Annotated in this window: 10 protein-coding genes; 5 read left to right on the top strand and 5 right to left on the bottom strand. The window is 56.0% G+C overall.

Going from position 1 to position 21,945, the window contains the following annotated elements:
- Positions 1-100: 100 nt before the first annotated feature.
- Complete coding sequence (locus RBB75_RS09095; protein ID WP_179640492.1) at positions 101-1,957, top strand: glycoside hydrolase family 2 protein; 1,857 nt, start codon at positions 101-103, stop codon at positions 1,955-1,957.
- A gap of 393 nt (positions 1,958-2,350) precedes the next feature.
- On the opposite strand, the gene RBB75_RS09090 is transcribed toward RBB75_RS09095, so the two are convergent.
- The 4 genes from RBB75_RS09090 to RBB75_RS09075 form a co-directional block, all read right to left on the bottom strand.
- The gene (locus RBB75_RS09090; RefSeq protein ID WP_179640491.1) at positions 2,351-5,956 is read right to left on the bottom strand and encodes a TonB-dependent receptor; all 3,606 of its coding nucleotides are present in this window, start codon (positions 5,954-5,956) and stop codon (positions 2,351-2,353) included.
- A gap of 850 nt (positions 5,957-6,806) precedes the next feature.
- Positions 6,807-10,301: a TonB-dependent receptor gene (locus RBB75_RS09085; RefSeq protein ID WP_179640490.1), complete on the bottom strand. Its 3,495-nt coding sequence runs from the start codon at positions 10,299-10,301 to the stop codon at positions 6,807-6,809.
- Positions 10,302-10,910: 609 nt separating this feature from the next.
- Positions 10,911-11,591 (bottom strand): Fe2+-dependent dioxygenase, encoded by a 681-nt coding sequence (locus tag RBB75_RS09080; RefSeq protein ID WP_179640489.1) that lies wholly within the window; start codon positions 11,589-11,591, stop codon positions 10,911-10,913.
- Positions 11,592-11,786: 195 nt separating this feature from the next.
- Entirely contained in the window at positions 11,787-14,453 is a 2,667-nt protein-coding gene (locus RBB75_RS09075) for a TonB-dependent receptor domain-containing protein (RefSeq protein WP_353070245.1), read from the bottom strand.
- A 690-nt stretch (positions 14,454-15,143) separates the two neighbouring features.
- On the opposite strand from RBB75_RS09075, the gene gyrA reads away from it, so the two are divergent.
- The 4 genes from gyrA to RBB75_RS09055 all read left to right on the top strand — a co-directional run bounded on the left by gyrA (position 15,144) and on the right by RBB75_RS09055 (position 21,138).
- On the top strand, positions 15,144-18,047 hold the full coding sequence (gene gyrA, locus RBB75_RS09070; RefSeq protein ID WP_353070244.1) for a DNA gyrase subunit A: 2,904 nt from the start codon (positions 15,144-15,146) through the stop codon (positions 18,045-18,047).
- 141 nt (positions 18,048-18,188) lie between these two features.
- Positions 18,189-19,088, top strand: coding sequence for a prolipoprotein diacylglyceryl transferase (locus tag RBB75_RS09065; protein WP_353070243.1), 900 nt, complete (start codon positions 18,189-18,191; stop codon positions 19,086-19,088).
- A complete protein-coding gene (locus RBB75_RS09060) occupies positions 19,081-19,350 on the top strand; it encodes a hypothetical protein (RefSeq protein ID WP_353070242.1) in 270 nt (89 codons plus the stop codon). Before RBB75_RS09065 ends, RBB75_RS09060 begins: the two co-directional genes overlap by 8 nt.
- Before the next feature lie 321 nt (positions 19,351-19,671).
- Positions 19,672-21,138, top strand: coding sequence for a radical SAM protein (locus RBB75_RS09055; protein WP_353070241.1), 1,467 nt, complete (start codon positions 19,672-19,674; stop codon positions 21,136-21,138).
- A 112-nt stretch (positions 21,139-21,250) separates the two neighbouring features.
- On the opposite strand, the gene RBB75_RS09050 is transcribed toward RBB75_RS09055, so the two are convergent.
- Positions 21,251-21,847 carry a hypothetical protein gene (locus RBB75_RS09050; protein WP_353070240.1) on the bottom strand — a complete coding sequence of 199 codons (597 nt, stop codon included), beginning with the start codon at positions 21,845-21,847 and terminating at the stop codon, positions 21,251-21,253.
- Positions 21,848-21,945 lie beyond the last annotated feature (98 nt).

Genomic DNA, 21,945 nt, shown 5'->3' with positions numbered 1-21,945 from the left:
AACTCCATTGGGCAATTGTTCAAAGACCGAAGTATTATGACTCGATAGCTTTTTTTGCGCACCAGCGTCGAAACCCGCATCGCGACCGGAGAACGCCCTTATGCAGAAGTCCGCAACTCGCAGCACCCTGACCGCTATACTTCTCACCGCAGGATTCCCTGCCTTTTGCCAGACGAGTCCCCAAACCAACACCACCCTGCTCGTTGATATCGACCATCGCCCCGCCATCTCTTTGAATGGCGACTGGCACACCATCGTCGACCAGTATTCGACCGGCATCTATACCTTGCATCAGGAGCTTCGCAAGGACGGCTTCTTCATGAATGCCCCCTTCGATCCAAATGGCCATCCACAGGACTACAACTTTGCCAACGCAGCCACGCTTCGCGTCCCGGGCGACTGGAACACACAACGACCTGAGCTTCTCTACTATGAGGGGCCGATCTGGTACGAGAAGGACTTTCAGCACACCGCTGTTCCGAATACCCGCACCTTCCTCCACATCGGCGCGGCCAACTATCGCACGTTCGTCTGGGTAAACACCAAGAAGATCTGCGAGCACGAGGGTGGATTTACGCCGTTCGACTGTGACATCTCTACCGCACTCCACGATGGCAGCAACTTCATCGTTCTGTCGGTCGACAGCACCCGCATTGCTGATGGAGTTCCTACGCTCCAGACGGATTGGTGGAACTATGGCGGCCTTACGCGGGACGTCTCCCTTGTAGAGGTTCCCAAGCAGTTTATCGACGACTACGACCTGCACCTCAGCCGCACGGACCGCTCTGTTATTGAAGGCTACGTCCACGTGGAGGGGGCTCCGGCCGGCACCCCAGTTATGGTCAAGATTCCCGACCTGCATGCGAAGGTTGAGTCGACGGTCGACGCAAACTCGCGAGCCGCGATTAGCATTCCGACAAAGTCGCTTAGCTTGTGGTCGCCCGAAGATCCCAAACTCTACAAGGTCGAAATCTCCTCAGGCTCTGACAGGATCGAAGACACGATCGGCTTCCGCACCATCGAAACGCATGGTACGCAGATCCTTCTCAATGGCAAACCCGTCTTCCTTCGTGGCATCTCCATCCACGCTGAAGCGCCCTACCGCACAGGCCGCGCGTACACCCAGAAAGATGTTGACACGCTTCTCGGCTGGGCGAAAGAGCTTGGCTGCAACTACGTCCGGCTCGCCCACTATCCGCATGACGAACGGATGACCCGCACGGCCGACCGCCTTGGCCTCATGGTGTGGTCCGAGATTCCGGACTATTGGGCACTTCAGTTCGACAACCCGGCTGTGCTCGCGAAATCGAAACAACAGCTCTCCGAGATGATTCGACGCGATCGCGACAAGGCGTCTATCGTGCTCTGGTCGGTCGCCAATGAGACGCCGAATACCGAAGCCCGCACAAAATACCTAACGGCTATGGTCGAACTGGCGCATCAGCTTGATCCTACGCGGCTGGTGACTGCGGCTCTTCTGGTTCGAACGGAGAAGACTGCAAGCGGATCGAACAAGATCGTCGACGACCCGCTTGGCAAAGTGCTGGATGTTATTGGTACGAATGAGTATATCGGCTGGTATGAGCAACATGCGGAGGGGGCGGATACGACGAGGTGGGACATTCGCTATGACAAGCCGCTGATTATGTCCGAGTGGGGAGGCGATGCAAAAGCCGGCAACCATGCGGCTTCCGGCGATTTGCACCCTGCGCTGTGGACGGAGGAGTATCAGGCTGAGATCTATCGGCACCAGATTGCGATGCTCAACAAGATTCCTCAGCTACGCGGCACAAGTCCCTGGCTTTTGATGGACTTCCGGTCGGCTCGCAGGGTTAATCCGGGGCTTCAGGACAACTTCAACCGCAAAGGGCTGATCTCGGATCAGGGGGTCAGGAAGCAGGCCTTCTTCGTTTTGCAGAAGGCTTACCTGGACAAGTCGCTGGGAAAGGCAGAGTAGCGGATTCAACTTTGCAAAAAAAATGGAGCCTTGGTGGGAGCGAGATTTTTCGCGCTTTTGCTGTGTTTTTGAGGGGTGTTTTAGGAAAACGCGTGTTCTGGACGTGGCTTTTTGCTGGTGTAACTGTGGTGAGGTGCGTGGTAGACGTGGTGAGAAAGCAGTCGTTCGCGCGGAGTGGAAAAATACGCCACGGATTTCAACTTTATTTTCGCTGGGCGATCGTCAATCGAGATAGCGATGATGATTGGAGTCCGATCCCTCTGATTAGCTTTTCCTTCGGCCGATGCCCAGGTGTATTCCTGCCTTCGGGAAGAGAATATTGAAGCACTCATTACTCAGGGCAAAAAAGAGTGGAGACCGAAGTCTCCACTCTTGGATCGAGATTGAGTGCAATTAGAAGTGCAGCTTGAGTTGAAACTCCGTAGTTCTGGGCGCACCTTGAGCGAACGTACCAGATCCGCGCTGTGTGCGGGTCTGACTTAGATTCGCAAACGTGTCGGGAGCGTTGAGATTGCTCCCGAGGTTGGCTCCAGTCGGTCCATTCGCCGTATTGACGTCCGCAAGCGTCCCTGTCAACGTGCCAAAGTTCGCCATGTTGAAGACGTTATACATGGAGACCACTGGTTCGATTGAGAGGCCTTCACGAACACGGCTGAGACGAATCGGGTACGAGGCGCTGAGGTCGAACGAACGGAAGGCAGCGTTTGAGATAGCTCTGGTGGTTGGTAGAGTCGCGATAGGCTGTACGACAGCGTTAGCGGCGACGAGTTGTCCCGGCGAGAACAGCCCCGCCGTAACGAGTGCCTGACCTGCAGGAGTCAGATTGTTGGCCTTAGTCGCATTGAAGTTGTTGATCGTAGCGCCAAGGTTCGTCGGCTTTACACGGTGCATGTAATCGCCGGGAAGAGTTCCTGGGAGGAGATCGCCTGTCTGACCGTCGCCATCGACGTCCGTGCGGAAGATCTCACCAGGATTGCCGGAGGTGTTGTCGAGAGTGAGCGAAGTGGGAGGTGCAGAGAAGAAGTGGCCGATCATAGAGATGGTCGGTCCATACTTCACGAGGAAAGCTCCTCCAAAGCTCAGCTCATTCGTGTGATCGAGGCTTGCCCGACCCAGGCTTGAGTTCGGATCATCCTGATTCCAAACATATGAGTTGAAGAACTGGTCGGAACCACCGGTGCCAGGCTTTGACGCCGTTGTAACCATGGAGAGCGAGTAAGAGGCCTGGAAGTTGGCGCTCAAGATGCCGGGCGCCGGGTGGCTTTTCTGCTCTTTGACTACTACCTGCAGAGCATCGTAGCCGGACCGCCCCTGTGGGACGACGAAGTATCCGAAACCGACCGCGGGATTAAGTCCCGGGAAGGCAGCTCCCGTTGCTGGCGTATTACCGTTTATGATCGCCGGAAAACCGCCGCCGAACTTAGCGGCAGAGTCGAGGCCATTGCCAGCGAAGTCTGTGATGGTTGCACCGGCGGCAAGGGCGCAGTTAATAGCTGCCGACGAGAATCCGCCAACGCATCCGAAGGATGACGTTGTCGCGGCAATCGCATTTTGGGCTGCAGCTACGTTCAGTGTTCTCGCAGCACCGAGGTGATTCTGGTCAATGATGATCGGAACCTTGAGCGTCGCGTTGTGAACATAATCTACCGTCACGATCGTGCCCTTACCAAACTCATGCTGAACTCCACCATTGAATTGGATGGAATAAGGCGTGCGATAAGGAGCCGCGTAGATGGTGCCGGTGGCGCCAGTCGAGAGACCTCCGCCTCCGCCAATGAATCCAGGATTGGACGAGGTGTTATTTGCCTTTGTTGCCGCCTGGTATTGAGCAGAGACCTGCTGGATTGCAGGAGCTGACTGAGAGATCGGCTCCGCGCAGATGGTTGACAGTGGAACCCCGTTGACACTCGTAACAAGTCCACCCCCTGGCAGTGGCACCGAGTTAGTGCCTCCGCAGACCCCGGTTGCGTTGAAGAAGGGACCTGAGGCGTTGATAACCAGGCTGCGTGCGTTCGAGGTGTTGTTGAAGATGTCGCTTTCGTAGAAGATTCCGATACCGCCGCGAACCGAGGTTTTGTGGTCACCCGGGCTGAAGGCAAAGCCGAACTGCGGCGCTATATTGCCATACGGCTGGTGGACTTTGTTACCGTATCCAGGGTGCCCGGGCGCGAACTGATCGAGCAGATTCGCACTGCCGGAGCAGGGTGCGATCGATTGGTCAACGCTGGAGCAGGGTATCGCAGGCAGGTCCTGGTTTGCCCGGTCTGTGTCGATGCTGTACCGAAGGCCTGCAACAATTGTGAGGGAGGTGGTTGCCTTCCAGCTGTCTGCGAAGTAAACACCGGTGCGCCAGTCTTCGACTCCGCCACCGGGCAAACCGAAGCCAGGTTTCTCCGTGAAGATAGAGTTACCGTTGCCCAAGGTGTAACTGCTGGCAGCATATCCGTTGAGCGGATCATTCAAGCATGGAGCTGCGCCCATTACTCCACCGCAGCTTGCCAGCGCAGAGCCGGCCGAAAACTCCGTAAATAACGAAGCGCCGTAGAATTCAGCAAAGCCGCCGCCAAGGAGTCGATTCAAGTTGGCACCGTATTTAATGCTATGCGCGCCGCGGGTCCAAGTACCGTCATATCGTAACTGTTTATCGGACTGGAAGGTTCCCTGAGGAGCGAGGTAGTTCGGTCCCGCGTAGAACCCGTCCGTGGAGTCATATAAGGTGACGCCGGGCAAGCCCAAGTTCGCAGGGTTATAGATCGAGGTGACCCCGCCTGTTCCGTCGGCAATCAAGTTGTGAAACTTCTCATAGCCGCCACGGATGGAATGGGTGAAATGGCCTGTTGCGAAGTCTGCACCGCCATTGATTCCTGGGACGTTATCACGATTTTCGTAGAGTTGATAGAGCAGCCCGAAGTTGGAGGAGTCTGCATTCGATTCATAAAACCCGCGCACAAAGTAGTGTCCGCCAAACGGTCCGTTGTAGTCTAGGCGCGCCGTCGAGAAGGTGTCGCGGAAGGCTGCCGGGATTGTAGGAAACTGTTGCTGAACGCTAAGAAAAGTGGGGGGTGCACTGGCGGAGGTCTGCGAGTCCTGCTTGATTCGTTCCGATTCGCCGAAGAAGAAGAGCCTATCCTTCAAGATGGGGCCGCCCACGCCGCCGCCAAACTGGTTGCGCTGAAAGGGCGCATCGAACCCGTTGTCGGTGCGTGCAAACCCGACACTATGATCCTGGAAGTTGTAGAACAGGTCTCCGTGAAAGGCATTGGTACCGGACCGGGTCGCCACGAGAACCTGGCCGGTCGAGGTCACTTCACCCGAGACGTCCTGGGTGGAACGGTTTAGCTGAAATTCGTCGACTGCTCCGGACGGAACATTGACGATCGTGGTTCCGACAGTCTCGTCGGTGATGTCCTGACCATCCAGCAAGATGCGAGTGGTACGTCCGGACTGTCCACCCACCGAGATGGCGGAGTAGCCAGCTTTGGTTGGGTCGAAAGATTCGCCGCTCTGCAGGATGACGCCAGGCTGAATCTGCGCGAGGTCGAGAAAGTTGCGGCCATTGATCGGTAGACTTTCGATCTGCTCACGAGTCATGACGTCAGAGACTCCGGGCTGATCCGTATTGATTTGAAGAGCGCCTGCATTTACTTCAACGGTCTCAGCCGAAGAACCAAGGGTGAGCTTGAAGCTTCCAGGTGTCGATGTCCCGGTACGAACCACAGTCTTGACGGAGAGTTTTTGGAAGCCGGGTCCAGAGACCGTTACGGTGTAGGGACCAGGATTGAGAGGGCCGACGCTGTAGAACCCCGCGCTGTCGCTGGTAATCGTCTTCGTGGAGCCGGTATCGGTTCCGACGATCGTCACGGTCACGCCCGATACCACAGCCCCTGAGGGATCGGTGATCGTTCCTTGAATTGATCCGCCGTTGACCGAAGTGGCTTGGCCGTAGCTCAGTACCGTGGTGGCGAACAGCAATGTTATCAGCGTAAAAAGCCTTTTCATCTCTTCAAATCTCCCCTGGGTTCGGATCCGGAATACTTCCTGGTAGCAGGAGATTCGCTCGGCCGATCCTCAAGAGGGATGCAACTTTAGGGCCATTGCCAAGGAAGGGTTTGTTTCTCAGATTTTTCTAGGAAAGAGAGGGTTATTGCCTGGTGGGGATGAGGAGAAAAGCTCTTGGAGTTGAGTGGTTTATGGAATAAGAGATTTTCTCTACTAAAAATGGTATTGACAAAATGCACATTATGTGGTTATTGGAGTGAAACCGTTAAACACGTATTTAGGAGATAAGTTTTGGAAAGAAGGTCTAAATTCTGTAAATTACACCGAAAAGATGTTTATGAGATTGAAGATCTGAGATTTTGGGATCTGGTCAACTTTTATAGCAATTGGAGCGCCTATCGGCGATGCGCTCTGGGACGCTGGTCCGCCAGGCTTCCGATCGTTAGCACGGCTGAAGCTCGTGCGGCACGTTGCTGTCTTTTTATGCTGTCTATATATAGATAGAGCTCGCGCGGAATCTACATCTCGTCCCGGCGGGGCAGCAGATTGTGATAGATGCAGGTCGGTCCCACTGCTGCGGAGTGTCGGGCCGGGAACAGATCGATGGATGGCGGAGAGTTGGGTGATTCGCCGGCGGAGCATTGGCGAGCCAAATCGTCTTTGTTTTAGTTCATTGAATAGGTAGCCGATGTTTCCGACCCCCGTTTCGGAGTGGTTCAGCATCTCCACCAAGAAAATAGCCCGGTCTCAGCATTTCGCCGGAACCGGGCTTTTGATGTTAAACCATGACTTGCTGCATTGATCGGGGCGAGCCGCAATTAGCGGGCCACCCTGATCGATGCGCTTGCCTTTAGAAGGTATAGTGCAGTTGCAGACGAATAGTCCTTGCTGATTGGAACAGGTACGGCTTCCCGTACTGGCTGTTGATGGTGACATTGTCAGTCGTCAGGAGAGACTTGTAGTCATAGGGACGCATATAGGCTGCATATGCTGACTGCCCCACGGCGTGATAGAAGTTCTGACCATTCGGCGTGATGAAGCTTGGCGTATAGTTCGTGTCGATCTGCGAGTTGTACGCCGTTACCGCACGTTGGTTCAGAACGTTCGAGAACGTCGCATCAAAGCTCAACGCCTGAGCCTCTTTGATGTGGTAGGTGTGTTTGAAGTTCAGGTCGGACTGCGTGTAGGCAGGCGTCCGGCGGGAGTAGGCATTCCCCGTAGTAATGGCTCCCGACGTTGGATCCTGCGCAACATCAACCCACTTCCCGCGGCCTTCGATGAACGTTGGGAACCCGCCGGGGAAGGCGTATCCCACATCCAAGTAGCTGGTCACGGGAGATCCCTGATAGAGGACCTGGAAGATTCCAATGTCGGTTGTGTTGCGGTGAAGCCATCCGCTTCCGCCCCAAGGCAGGTCATAGTAGGCATATCCTTTGGCAACATTCGGGCGATCGGTCTGCAGCGGGCCGCTGGAAGAAACTCCGTGCGAACTCCACTGAAAGAATGGCTCGTCAAACGATCGGCTGTTGTTCGGGGCATTACGGCCGCCACCACCATCACCCACATCGCTGCTCGTAAGGCCCGAGTAGTTTCCACGCAGGTTGCTGTAGGTGTACGAGAACATCCCGAACCAGTGCTGGCTGATGCTTTTGGTCAAACGGAACTCCACACCGTCATAGCTTCTGGCGGCTGGAATCGTACCGTTAGGCGCGCAACCATCCCCGGAGCAAGGTGGTGGCGGAACGCCATAAAGGAAGTTATAGAAGCTGTTGAACGTCGCATCAACACCCTGCCCAGGATTGACGACCACGAACGTCTCACCCCCGGTAGCTGCGTTGAACAGGGCCGAGTCCTCGATCACGTGATCCAGGCGCCGGCGATCCCAACGCACCTCCAAAGCAAGACTATTGCGAAGCTGGTAGTCAACCCCGAATGCCGACTCATGCTGCTTGTAAGGCTTCAGCCCAGGAGCGGTTCCCTCTTCCGTCACAGTACACGTGGAGCAGGTCGTCGGGTTCGCGCGGAAGTTTTGGTTCTCCAGGAACGTGAACCCGGAAGGCGGAGCTCCACCGGTAACCAGCGCGGGTCCCCCAGCCGTCGGGCAATATCGACCCGAGGCATCCGGAGTTACACTCAGCGCCGTGTAGTCAGGATTGCTCATCGCGTAGGCGCAATTGTTCCAGTAAGCGCCGCCGAAGGAGCTGATCGCCAGGTTCAACTTCATAACGTCGTTAAAGACGCCATACTCGCCGAACACCTTCATCTTCCCATCTTTGAACACATCCCACGCCGCACCAATGCGCGGAGCGAGCTTGTCGCCCCAACCAAAGTTGATCGGATGACTGATTCCGCCCACTGGCTGGTTCTCAGCCGGCAGGAACTCCTTCTCAAGCCGAATGCCTCCGCTGACCGTGAGACCGTGCCCAATCTGCCACGCATCCTGCGCAAAGAAAGCATGGTTCACGCTGGTCGCTTTACCACCAGTACCCGCATCCTGAATCGTCTCGTAACCGTACTGACCTTGGCAGCCGGTCAAACTGCCGTCGGAACCATAAGCCCCATACTGCGGACCGTTAGCAGCGACCAGAGCAGCGCATGCAGTGCTCCCCTGGGTGCCCCCGAAGGAGTACGGCTGACCCGGCCAAACCTGGACGAACGGAGCGTTGAAACCCTGGAAGATATCGTTGGACTCACGATTCAACTGATAGCCGAACTTGAAACTGTGTGACCCACCCCAACCGCTCTTGAACCATGCAAACGCCTGGTCGAACTGCGTATGCTTCTCCGCATTGTGGTGGGTGAAGTTAGTCGAATAAGCTTGCGACTGAAAGCCCAACGTCTGCTGTAGACCTGTCGGCAAAGGGTTTCCGTTCACATCCACCGCACCGCTCGCCGGCGTACCCGCGGCTTCAAAGTAGTAGACATTTCCACCTGTTGGATACCCAAAATCGTGATAGTTCTGGAAGAAATATCCAAAGCGAGTCGTGGACACCAGGCTCTTATTGATCGTGTAATCACCGCCAAAGTTTGTAGTGATATTTGGCGCCGCGTACCCCAGCGAGTGCGCGTAGGCGCTTGGATCATTCGCCGAACTTACATTGAAGAGCCCGTTGACCGAATCAGCAAACGGTAAAGACTCTCCCGCCTGCCGCTGTCCCTGATAAAGCCACGAAGCAAATACCCGTAGTCTTTGTGTCACCGTCGCGTCCACTCGAGCAGTCGTGTAATACGTCTGCGTATTCTGGCTGAACGGCAGAGTCTCTCCAGAGAAGTTCACCTTGCGCCCTACATTGCGAAACTCAGGATTGAACGACGCGAAGAAGAAGACGCGATCTCGCCAGATCGGTCCGCCAACCGTGAAGCCGGGAGAGAAATCGTAAATCCTGTCCTTTTTCGGTTGGTATTGCTGATACCCGGCATCCAGGATCGCTCCATTGGCAAGCGTAGTAGTGGAAGAGGTTGGATCGTACCGGGAGGAAGCCACCGGCGAGCCGTCCATCGCGCTGTTCTCAAACAGCAGCAACACCGACCCATGCCAGTTATTGCTGCCCTTCTTCATGATCACGTTCACCGTGCCGCCAAGCGAGCCGCGATACTCGGACTCTACACCTGAGGTCTTCACCTGCATCTCTTGGATGAAGTCAAAAGGCACATTCGTGTGCGAGTAACCTCCGATGACGTCGCCTGTCTCCTGCCCTTCCACCAGGTAGGAGTTCTCCGAGTCAGCGCCACCCGCGACCGAATAACCAACCGAGCCGCCGTTGCTGCCGTTGCCCGGCGACGTGCCGCCAGTTCCATTGCCAGATACGGTATTGCCCTGCAAAGGCTCGTTGCGGGCCGATGGCGCAAACTGAATCACCGACTGAAACGAACGTCCATGCGGAACATCCGCAATCGCGTCAGACGTGATGTTCGTCTGTGTCGTCGTCGATGTGACATCGATCACGGGTGCCGTCGAACTTACTTCAACGATGGTGTTTTCACCACCCGCCGACAGAGTCAGGTCGAGGTTCGGAAGGTGACCCACTTCAATCACCAGCCCGTCGCGCTTCAGCTCGCTGAAGCCTTTAAACATCACCGTTACGACGTAGGTGCCCGGAGGCAGGTTGGTAAACCGGTAGTTACCGTGGCTATCGGTCTGGGTAGTTTTGCCGCCTGCAAGAGAGGGCGTTGAAACCGAGACGACTGCACCTGCGATGACTGCGCCAGAGGCGTCTTTGACCGTTCCCTGCAGGCCGCCGGTTGTTTCCTGAGCGTAAGCAATTGGAGAAATGGAGGTGAGAGAACCAATGGCACAGAAAAAGAGTGCCGCCAGAAGCGTGCCAAACAGCCTGGTTGATCGCATGAAAACGGATTAGCACGTTGGGGGCCAACGCATCGAAGCTGGAATCGATTTTCACCAAGTATTGACCGGCTCTCATTTACGAGGAACACCCGTCAAGACTCAGGCCAAGTCGGCTACAAAAAACAAAATCAATGAGCCGCATCAGCTAATTCACCAAGGTCTCAAATAATTGCTCGGCCATAGACGTAATGAGTTTCATGAAAGTTTCGGCAAGGAAATTTATTTTGACAGATCGACTAACGTTCCCCCGAATCTGTCCAATTTGAGAGCTGTTTTTTGCCTTTTGAAGACAACCCGGCGGAAAACGCTAAAAAATATAGAAATGCTAGTCCACAATCCCAAAAACAGTATTCCCTGACGCCTGCGAGAGTCGTTTTATGACGCAATCATCTGTTCGACCTTCGCCTGATATACAGGTACGCAAGAGTTCGAACATAGTTCCGAAGAATTTTAAATTACCTGCGCGGCCTATCAGATTCTTGAGATCGGCTTTGGGCCTGTGCCGACGCATCGCCTGTGCCGACGCTTGGCCTGCGTCTCCTGCCAGAATCGCTCGCGTCTCTATAAGACGTATTGAATAAGACTGTTGGATCTCATCGGGTGGGATATCTACATCTCGGCCCAGCGGCGCAATAGGTTGTGATAGACCCCGGTCAAGGGCACGGCCGCTGAGTTACCGGGAGTCTCGACTGCCAGGCGCTGGATGGCGGTGTCGAGGTCGTAGAGGAGAGTTCTGTCGGCGTCGCTGCGAATCATGCTCTGTATCCAGAAGAAGGAGGCGACGCGCGCCCCCCGGGTGACGGGGGTGACACGGTGCAGGCTGGTCGCGGGATAGAGGACCATGTGGCCGGCGGGAAGTTTGACGGAGTGAACGCCGTAGGTGTCCTCGACGGAGAGGTCGCCGCCGTCGTACTCCTCGGGGCTGGAGAGAAAGAGCGTTGCGGAGATGTCTGTTCTGATGCGCTGTCCGGTGGAGGCGTTGGCGCGAATGGCGGTGTCGACGTGGGTGCCGAAGTGGCCACCGCCGGTGTAGCGATTGAACATCGGGGGAAAGACACGCAGGGGAAGGGCTGCCGACATGAAGAGCGGCGACCGGGCCAGGGCTGTGAGAACCCTCTCGCCTAACTTGATGGATGTGGGATGGCCCTCGGGGAGTTGGAGGTTTTCTTTTACGCCCTGAGCCTGGTAGCCGGCTGTGACCTTGCCGTCGACCCAGTCGGCTGCGTCGAGCGCCGCTCTTGCCTGCATTACTTCAGTTGCGCTCAACACATCGGGAATCGTAATCAGCATGGTGTTGCTCCTTCGGATTAATAAATCTTCAAACACTGTCCTGCCGGACAGGCCCACTGCGCTTGCCACCCCACGAACGAAGACCTGTTCGTGGGGGCCCCGATTCGGGCGATCACTTCGTGATGGGTATACCGCTTCGCGTGGTCCTCCCGTTGGTCGGATTCGACTTCTCTTCCCGACCGACAGGATAGTTTCTTAGAACTTGAAGTTGATGCCGATCTGCGCGTTGGCTCCTGCGCCTGGAATCAGGTGACTGGGATGGGGGAGATCGATGTAGTAGCGATTGAGGAGGTTGTTGACGTTGGCCTGCAACTCGAGGCGATCGGTCAAGGGGCGTCGCACCATTGCGTTGAAGAGCCAGTAGCCGGGGACCTGCTTCATCTCGGTTGCGAGTACCTGGTAGTGAACGGCGGGGGCGCCGCTTGCGGTGAGATAGCTGATGGGGCCGGAGTAGGCGGTCGGGACATAGGGGACGGTGGAGCTGGCGGTGCGGCTGGCTACGTAGTTTCCGCCTAATCCAACGTTCAGCCGCAGCGGCAGGCGATGGGTCACAAAGAGATTGAAGGTCTGCTTGGGCACGTTGGCCAGCGGGAATCCGACGGAGGTTGGGAAGAACTTTGAGAAGATGACTTCGCTATCGAGATAGGCGTACCCGGCGACGATATCCATTCCCTCGGGCAGCCTTCCGACCAGAGAGAACTGCACGCCCTTCACAAGCTGATTTCCCGCTGCGACGATGTTGTTGGAGTTTGTGGGGTCGGTCTCGCGGGCGTTATCCTTCTCGGTTCTGAACCAGGAGCCTTCGGCCAGGAGCCGCTCGTTGAGGAAGCTCCACTTTGCGCCGACCTCGTAGGTTTCGTTTTCCTCGGGGGCTGCTGAACTGTTCGCGAGGCCGATGCTCAAGCTCAACGATTCGGCTGCGGGGTTGAAGCTGGTGCCGTAGTCGAAGTAGACGCTTCCGCGGCTCGACGGCTTGTAGACGAAGGCTGCGCGGTAGCTTGGCTGCTCGTCGATGCGGCTGATGGGCGCGACTGGCGCAGTCACGGTTCCGCCTGCGGGAGGAGTGGGCTGATACAAATTGTAACCAGTATCGAACCTATCCCATCGGACGCCGCCGCTCGCTTCGAACAGACGTCCGAGCTTGATGGTGTCGACAAAGTAGAGCCCGACACTTTCTGCTTTGGTATGCACGATTGAGGTGATGTAACCGGTGCCTCCGAAGGGCTGCTGGGCATTTGGATCGATCAGAGTCGCTGTGGGCACGGTGTTGATCTTGTTGATGTTGTAGCTGGTTCTAATGGGGTTCGAGATCTCCTGACCGCCTTCTACTCCGGCTACCAGGGCATGCTTTATGCCGAAGGTTTTGAAGCGCGCTGTGACCTCGGTCTGGTCCCACAGATCGCCTTCCACGCTTTTAGTCTGGATCTGATTTCGGTTGACGATGATCGTGCTTGGATCGCTTGCGGCGGTGTAGGCGCAGGGCAGAGCTGTGTTCACGGCCGAGGTGGGCAACGACGAGACGAATCCACCAACCGGGACGCTGGCCGGAGCGTTGGAACAGATCTGCGGTTCCGTGATCTGGGCCTGGCGGGGATAGTTTGCTGCACGCGCGATGGTATGCAGATTCAGGTCAGGGGAGAATTCGTGCTCGGCTTTCAATGTCAGAATATCGTCGTTCGTCTTGAGATAGTTTTCATCGGGGAAGCCGTAGTAGCTATGCCGAATGGACCCGGGTGCGACTGCGTTGTTGAACCACGGCAGCCCGTAGTCCGGCGTGTCGCTCTCGGTCATGTGCAGGTAGCTCAGGGTCGCGCGGGTCTTCGTGTTCAGCCCTATTGAGACGGAAGGCGCGATGCCGAACCTTCGTATCTCTGCGTAGTCCCGGCCAGCGACTCCGCCCTCCTGTCCCATAACGTTGACGCGATAGGCCGTGCCACCCAGTACATCGAGCTCCGGCTCGTTGATGTCCGCCGTGATCCTGCGCGTCTTGTCGGTGCCGAACTGCGTCAGCACGTTCACGAACTGCTGCACTCCCGGAACTTTGCTCTCCTGGTTGATGACGCCGCCGGTTGAACCTCGTCCGAACTGGATGCCTGCGGGACCCTCCAGTGCCTCTACCTGCTCGTAGTTGAACGAGTCGCGGTAGTAGCTTCCGAAGTCGCGAATGCCGTCGAGAAAGATATCGTTGCGTGCGGTGAAGCCACGGATGGTCAGATTGTCTCCCTGTGCACCTGCCTCGCCCGCCGCCAGGCTGATACCTGGTACGTTGCGCAGAGCGTCGCGCAGAGTGGAGACGCCCTCCTCCTTGAGCACGAACTGCGGCACCACGCTGACGCTCTGCGGCGTGTCGATTAAGGGCTCGGTGAACTTCGAGAGTGAGACGGAGTTCGTTACCGAATCAGTTACAGATACAGTATCCTTCGCCTGAACGCCGACAAGCATTGTCGTGGCATCATCCACACGGTAGTTCAGGCCTGTTCCTTCCAGCAGCAGGCGCAGCGCCTCATCTTCGCGATAGAGCCCCATGACGCCCTGCGAGTTGAACCCGGCCACCGTTCCGGCCGACAGCACGATCTTCACGGTCAAGCCGGTTACTCTCTCAAACGCCTTGACCGCAGCATCGAGCGGGCCTGCGGGAATGTCGAACTTCTTCAGCGGCAACGTCGCTTCGGCCGTTCCACTGGTTGCCGGATCTGTCTTCTCGACCGACGCTATCGTTTCGACCGAGGCTATCGCCGCCTTCGTGCCACCCATCGCCGCATAAGCCGCGAGCGTTCCTGCCGCGATCCATCCGCGACTCCCACCAATTCCTGCCCGGCTCTTTCTCTTCCCTGATATTGTCTTACGCGTCGACTGCTTCATTTCGTATCTCCGATTACAGCTCCGTGCTCGTGAGGGCGATCGCGTTCTCTGTCCTTGAGAACAGCGTCGATCTTCACTTCTCCCTGTCAGATCGAAGGCTGAGGGCAAAAACAGGCGCACCTCACCGTCGACCGCTAATCCTCAAAAATCCCGGTGATGACGTGATCTCCGGAGAAGTCTTGAGGGGCCTACTGATATGTCATGGAGTTTCGAGCCGAAGTAGAACGATCCGCAGATCGAACCTTATAATGTAGAGAACCTGCAGTCTCTCGGCTGTAGCTTCCAGGTCCTCGCGGTCTCGGCCAAGAGATACTCCGCGGGGATCTGGCCAAACACTCCAACTCCCAATCAAGCTTGTGAATCCAGTGCTGAACTGCGATGACTTGAATATACGACGTGATAAGTCCGATATCAAGTTAATAGGCGACAAAGTTAGTCTTAGATCGTTTAATTTGTTGCCGAGTTCTACTTGGCCGCTTAATGCTGAGTCGCTAGCCCGCGAAAAGATCGCTATCTATATTGTGCGAAGTTCTTCAAAAGGAGCTGCCCTTTTTTTGTCCCTCCTAATTCTGTTTCCGCCCTTGATTCCTCCTAAGTCCCGCCTTTTCTTCACCACATTCTGGCTTAGGAAAAACCGCATGCTCTGGCGGCTTTACCCCACCAAATCAAGCATTTATCATAGAAATACACATGGCTGACGATTTGTTTCCGCAAGACCCTAAAAATCCCAACGCACCCTCCCCGCAGGACGCGAACTCCAACAACCCTCCCCCCGCTGGATCTCCTCCGGACGGCTCGACCGTTCAGGGCCGCGGCGCTGCGTTTATGCTCTCCATCAATATTGAAGAGGAGATGCGGAGGTCGTACCTCGACTACTCCATGTCGGTCATCATCGGGCGCGCGTTGCCGGATGTTCGCGACGGATTGAAGCCTGTTCACCGCCGCATCCTCTATGGCATGCAGGAGATGGGTCTTCAGTTCAACAAGAAGTACACGAAGTCCGCCAAGGTTGTGGGGCACGTGATGGGTAACTACCATCCCCACGGCGACTCGGCGATCTACGACACCATGGTCCGGCTCGCTCAGCCATTCTCTCTGCGCTATCTGTTAGTAGATGGTCAGGGGAACTTCGGCTCGGTCGATGGCGACTCCGCTGCTGCGATGCGTTACACAGAGTCGCGCCTCACCCGCCTCGCTGGGGAGATGCTCGCGGACATTGACTACGACACGGTCGACTTCTCTCCTAACTACGATGAGTCGTCGCTTGAGCCTACCGTGCTCCCGGCTAGGGTTCCGAACCTTATCGTCAACGGCAGCTCCGGCATCGCCGTCGGCATGGCAACGAACATTCCGCCGCACAACCTGACCGAGATCGTGAACGCCTGTATCTCGCTGCTGCAGAAGTCTCCGCAGGATCATCGGCCTGATCTGGATCTGGTGCTCGAGCATGTCCTCGGACCGGACTTTCCGACTGGCGGCTATCTCTTCGGCAAGACCAATATTCCGCAGGCTTATCGGACTGGACGCGGGCGATTCATGATGCGCGCCAAGTGCAGCATTGAAAACATCTCCGGTGGGCGTCAGGCGATCATCGTTACGGAGATTCCTTATCAGGTCAACAAGTCGAAGCTTATCGAGCGCATTGCAGAGCTGGTTAATGAAGGCGTCATCACTGACATTTCACGGGATGAATTTCGTGATGAGTCGGATCGTGATGGAATGCGGATCGTCATCGGGCTGAAACGTGGAGCTGAGAGCCAGATTGTGCTGAATCAGTTGCACAAACACACGCAGATGCAGGAGTCGTTCTCGATGATCTTCCTGGCCGTCCACAATGGACAGCCGAAGGAGCTTCCGCTTGACCAAGCCATTCGGGCGTTCCTCGATCACCGAACGGAGGTGGTTCGTCGACGGACTGCGTTCCTGCTTACGAAGGCGCGCGACCGCGAACATATTCTGCTTGGTTACCAGATTGCGCTCGATCATCTGGACAACGTCATCAAGATTATTCGTCAGTCTTCGAGCCGCGCTGATGCTCGCGAGAATCTGTTCTCTTATTTCTCCAATAAGCGCATCAACTTGCGTGGTACGGAGCTGCGCGGGGTCACGCTCGACCCGGCGAAGTACGGCGTCGATATGACGTTCTCGACCACGGGCACGTTGATTCTTTCGTACAAACAGATTGACGCGATCCTTGAACTGCAGCTGTATCGCCTTACGCAGCTCTCTATCGATGAGCTGCTGAAGGAGCTTGCAGAGGTTCGCGATAACATCACGGAGTTCGAATCGATTCTGGCTTCGCCGGCGAAGTTGCGTAAGGTGATCGTCAAGGAACTTACCGAGATTCGCGATAAGTATGGTGATGCGCGGCGTACGCAGATCATCGACGAGACGGCGGAGCTGCAGCTTGAAGATCTGATTACGGATGAGCAGGTCGCGGTTACGGTTTCGAACACGGGATACCTGAAGCGGACGCCTATCTCTATCTATCGGCAGCAGCGGCGTGGCGGTACCGGGCGGCTTGGCATGAAGACTCGCGAAGAAGATTTTGTCGCGCAGCTCATCATCGATTCGACTCATGCGTATCTGCTTTGCTTCACCAATACAGGCCGTGTTTATTGGCTTAAAGTGTATGAGGTTCCCGATGTTGGTGCGGCCGGCAAGGGCAAAGCGATGGCTTCGCTGGTAGCGCTGCAGCCTGGGGAGAAGGTGGTTACGATTCTTCCGGTGAAGGATCTTGAGGAAGAGAACAAGTACATCCTGTTTGCGACGCGCAACGGAACGGTGAAGAAGACGGCGCTGAAGGACTTCTCGAATGTGATGGCGCGTGGGATTATCGCTATCAATATTGAGAAGGATGATGAGCTGATCATTGCGCGGATCACGGATGGGCAGCAGGTGATCTTTATCGCTACGCATGATGGGATGGCTATCCGCTTCAATGAGCAGGACTTACGCCCGATGGGGCGGCCGGCTACGGGAAATCGCGGGATTACGCTGAAGAAGGGCGACTATGTAATTGGGGCGGCGGTGACGCCTTCAAACGAGGCGCGCAACCGGCAACGGCTGGAACGTGCTGCACAGAAAGGGCTTACGGATCAGGTGGAGGCGGCGATTGATGAGGCTACGGAGTCGTCTGAGGCGCAGCCGCTGGAACTTGCTGAGCCTGGGGAACTTGCGGCACCGGTGGCTTCGGCGGAGGTTGCGGCAAAGCTTGAAAAGCTGGATAAACAGCTGGGTTTGACGCCTTGCCTGGTGCTTACGGTGAGTGAGAACGGGTTTGGCAAGCGGACCGATGTTGATCAATATCGCCTGCAATCGCGTGGTGGTAAAGGGGTTATCAACATGAAGACCACTCCCAAGATCGGCAAGGTTACCAGCATTCAGCTGGTGGATGACACGACGGAGATGATGGTGATCAGCCAGTTTGGGAAGATCATTCGCATTGATACGAAGAGTGTTAGGGCCGCCGGGCGTAGTACGCAGGGGGTGAAGCTGCTGGACCTGGAGGATCAGGATAAGGTGGCCGCCGCTGTCGTCATTCCTCCCGAAGAGGCGAAGACGCAGCCTGAAGAAGGCACTTTGTTGCAGTAACTTTTTTGACGTGGTAGTACGCCCGTTTTTGCTGGGTTTTTGGCGAAAACGGGCGTTTCTGCGTGGTGTTTTGGTGGTGTAATCGTGGTGGATTGCGTGGTAGACGTGGTGTTTTAGCAGTCACTTTTTGGGGCTCGAAAAATGCGCCACGATTTCCGGATTTATTTTTCGGGTTTCCCGTTTTGGAACGCGACACACCATACCATTTGGGCAATGACCGGTTTGTCTATTTTTGCGGGTAAACTGGCCGACGTGACACTCGGTTCTCATCCTGAGCTGCATACGATCTTCGAAACGCTCGCCTATACACTTGGCTACGCCGTTTACAGGCAAAACCGAAGTCATTCGGGTGACGTTCTTGATGATGACAAGCGTTGGCTCATCATCGCGGCAGCGGCAGTCGGTGCACTTCTCGGTAGTCGCGTCCTGGGACTTTTCGAACAGGCACCCAGGCTTCATCTCACATGGAGATCGCTTTTGCTGCCGGGCGGGAAGACTATCGTTGGGGGCCTGCTCGGCGGCTGGCTTGCAGTTGAGTTGATCAAACGCTTACGAGGTATTCAGTCTCGTACTGGCGATCTCTTTGCGGTGCCGCTTTGCCTCGGCATCGCAATCGGGCGGATCGGCTGCTTTCTCGCCGGCCTCGCCGATGACACGTACGGCACTCCAACCTCTCTTCCGTGGGCAATCGACTTTGGCGATGGCATCCCCCGCCACCCAACACAAGTTTATGAGATTGTCTTTCTCCTTGTTCTTGCTCTCATCCTTCATCGCTACAACCAACGCATACATCCCGAAGGGTCAACCTTCCGCCTCTTCCTCGCTGCCTATCTTTCGTGGCGGTTCCTGATCGACTTCATCAAGCCGCAACCGCTCGTCCTCGGCCTCAATCTGATTCAGTGGAGCTGCCTTGGCGGACTTGTGGTCCTCGCTTTCGGCGAATTCAATTGGAGTCGCAACGGTGAGATGACATTCCAGTCGCTCCCTGCTAGCGATCTTGCCCAATCGCGAAAAAAGCAACCCGAGGTGCCTAATGAGTGAACCTACTGAGTCCCCGGTGAAACGATTCCGACGGAACCTGGGGCTGAAGATGGTGGCTGTGGGTGCAGTCGGCCTGACACTCTTCTTCGGGCTCTGTCAGTTAGGCTTCTACCTGGGTCGAAACGTCCACGACGGAGCCCCGAGCGGTATCGATACGCTCGGGGGATTTGGCTTTCTTCTTTCCGCCATCCTCTTCTTAGTAGGAATTTTGGTAGCGATCGTCGAGGCAATATCGAACTCCGTTGGTAACGGTAAGTCATGAGCACGTCATGGCACCCCAAAACTGGCTTGGCGAAAGCCTTCCGTCTCGAACCCGAGGACTCTTAATGAACATGCCACCATCATCACAGGATCCACCGCGCGACTCTATAAGCCTGGCTAAGCTCGCTACGATATTTGCTGTAGTCTTTGGCATTGCGTTTGGTCTGTGCAGTGTCAGCGCTACCGTAGGAATGAGCGCCAGCGAGAATATAGCGCCATTCTTCATTTGGGCTTCCGTAATCATCGAGGCCGCCTGTGTACTCGGCCTCATAGTGGTGGGAATCATCGCTCTTATCCGCTCAGTTCGAAGCTAAGGATACCTATGTCCGCTCGCGTTCGCCCTTACCTCTTTTACGACACCGCCGTTTCCATCTGTACCACCTGCTATCGCCGCATCGACGCCAAGATCGTCTTCGAAGAAGACAATGTCTACATGCTCAAACGCTGCCCGGAGCACGGCTTCGAGCGTGTCCTCCTCTCTGACGACGTGGACTACTATCGCCGTTGCCGAGAGGTCTTTATCAAGCCGCCGGAGATGCCCGATCGCTACAACACTCCCGTCAAATATGGGTGCCCCTATGACTGCGGGCTCTGTCCTGATCATGAGCAACACTCGTGCCTGTCACTGCTCGAGATCTGCGACGCCTGCAATCTCACCTGCCCCATCTGCTATGCCCAGTCCGGCACTCACCGAACCGAGTACAAAGCGCTCGACGAGATCGAACGCATGCTCGACTGTATCGTCAGTAACGAAGCCGAACCCGACATCGTTCAGATCTCCGGCGGTGAACCCACGATTCATCCGCAGTTCTTCGACATACTGGACGCCGCCAAAAGCCGTCCCATCCGTCATCTTATGGTCAATACAAACGGCATCCGCATCGCACAGGACGAAGCCTTCGCCCAGCGCGTTGCCACGTACATGCCGAAGTTCGAGCTGTACCTTCAGTTCGATTCTCTCCGCCGCGAACCTCTTATGCAGCTGCGTGGGGCGGACCTGCGCAGCGTCAGAGAGAAGGCCCTTGAGCGACTCAACAAGCTGAACATCTCGACAACTCTTGTAGTGACCGTGGAGCGCGGCGTCAATGACGATGAATTAGGCTCCATCGTCGAGTTCGCATTGCAACAACCCTGCGTTCGGGGCGTGACCTTCCAGCCTGTTCAACAAGCTGGCCGCCTAGGGAACTATGACTCTGCAACTCACCGACTTACCCTCTCGGAGGTTCGCCGCCGCATCCTCTCTCAGACTGCAACGTTCAAACCCGAAGACCTCATCCCAGTCCCCCGCCATCCTGACTCGCTGGCCATGGGCTACGCCATGAAGCTCGCCGGAAAAGTCGTACCTCTTACTGGCCTCGTCTCGCCCGACGTGCTGATCAATGGCGGCCGTAATACGATCATCTACGAGCAAGACCCTGCGGTCCGAGCCAGCATCGAGCAGAATCCCAACCTCCGCAACCAGATATTTAAACTCTTCTCCACCAACCACTCCCCGCAGTCGCAAGCCAGTACCCTACGCGAACTTCTCTGCTGTCTGCCTCAGGTACTTGCCCCCAAAAATCTTGGTTACGATAACCTCTTCCGCGTCCTCATCGTTCAGTTCATCGACGCACAAACCTTCGATCTACGCTCTATCAAAAAGACCTGCATCCATATCGCGCATCCCGACGGTCAGCGGCTTATCCCCTTCGATACCTACAATATGTTCTACCGTGACACGCTCGAAGAGACCCGGCTTGCTCCGCTTCGCGACGAAACGCTTGCCTATCGGCGAGGTGCGGATAGTTGATTACATGTTGCGTTGATAGACCGGCCAGTTCCGAGTATTTCCTCGGAGCGCATCGCATCCACTTCACGTGAGGAATGTAGAAGAGGATGAGATGACCAACCCAACCTGAACTTTAGATGGCTGGGACCAGCGCGATGTCGTCGCCGACGAAGGCGTGGAGGGATTGGCCTTGTTTGATTTCTACGTTTTTGCCGTGTTTGATGAGGCCGATGGGTCCGAAGAGTACGGTTAGGACTACGGCGCCGGTGGTTCCGCTTTCGCCCTCTTTGCCTTTTGTGCCGCGCAGCTTAATCTTGGTGTCGCCTGCCTTGAGGTAGTTGAGGCGGATGCTCAGATCGCCAGCCTTGCCCATCATTCCTGACTTCTCGGCTTTGGTGACCTCGCCGATGGCCTTGTCTCCTGCCTTAGCGACGACGATGTTTCCTACCTTCAGGTCGTCGACCAGCGTGAGCGTTACTGGGTCGCCTTCGGATGCAGTCTTGGAGCTGAGATCCTGCGCGAACTGGAGATTTACGTCTGTGCCATCACGCAGCATGTACCTGCCTGAGGCGTCGGGTGCGTTTGGGTTGGCGGCTACAGCAGCGGCTGGGAGTGGTGCGGGAGCGGGTGGATTGGTGACAGCTTGTTGTGCGGATTGTGCGGATTGTCCGAGGGCGGGATTGCCGAATCCAGAGAGAACCAACAGGAGGGAAGCAAGGAGAGAACGCATTTTTTTTCGTACGACCTAGTCTCAACAAAGTTTTGAAGTCAGGTCGAACGGTACGCTGTCTCCGTGTGCAAGACAAGAGGTAAGTTGCTGATTTGCAA

Origin of the sequence: Tunturibacter empetritectus (genome assembly GCF_040358985.1) — a bacterium.
Taxonomy (GTDB): domain Bacteria; phylum Acidobacteriota; class Terriglobia; order Terriglobales; family Acidobacteriaceae; genus Edaphobacter; species Edaphobacter empetritectus.
The sequence above is the reverse complement of the archived record's forward strand: the minus strand, read 5'-3'. Positions and strand labels throughout refer to the sequence as shown.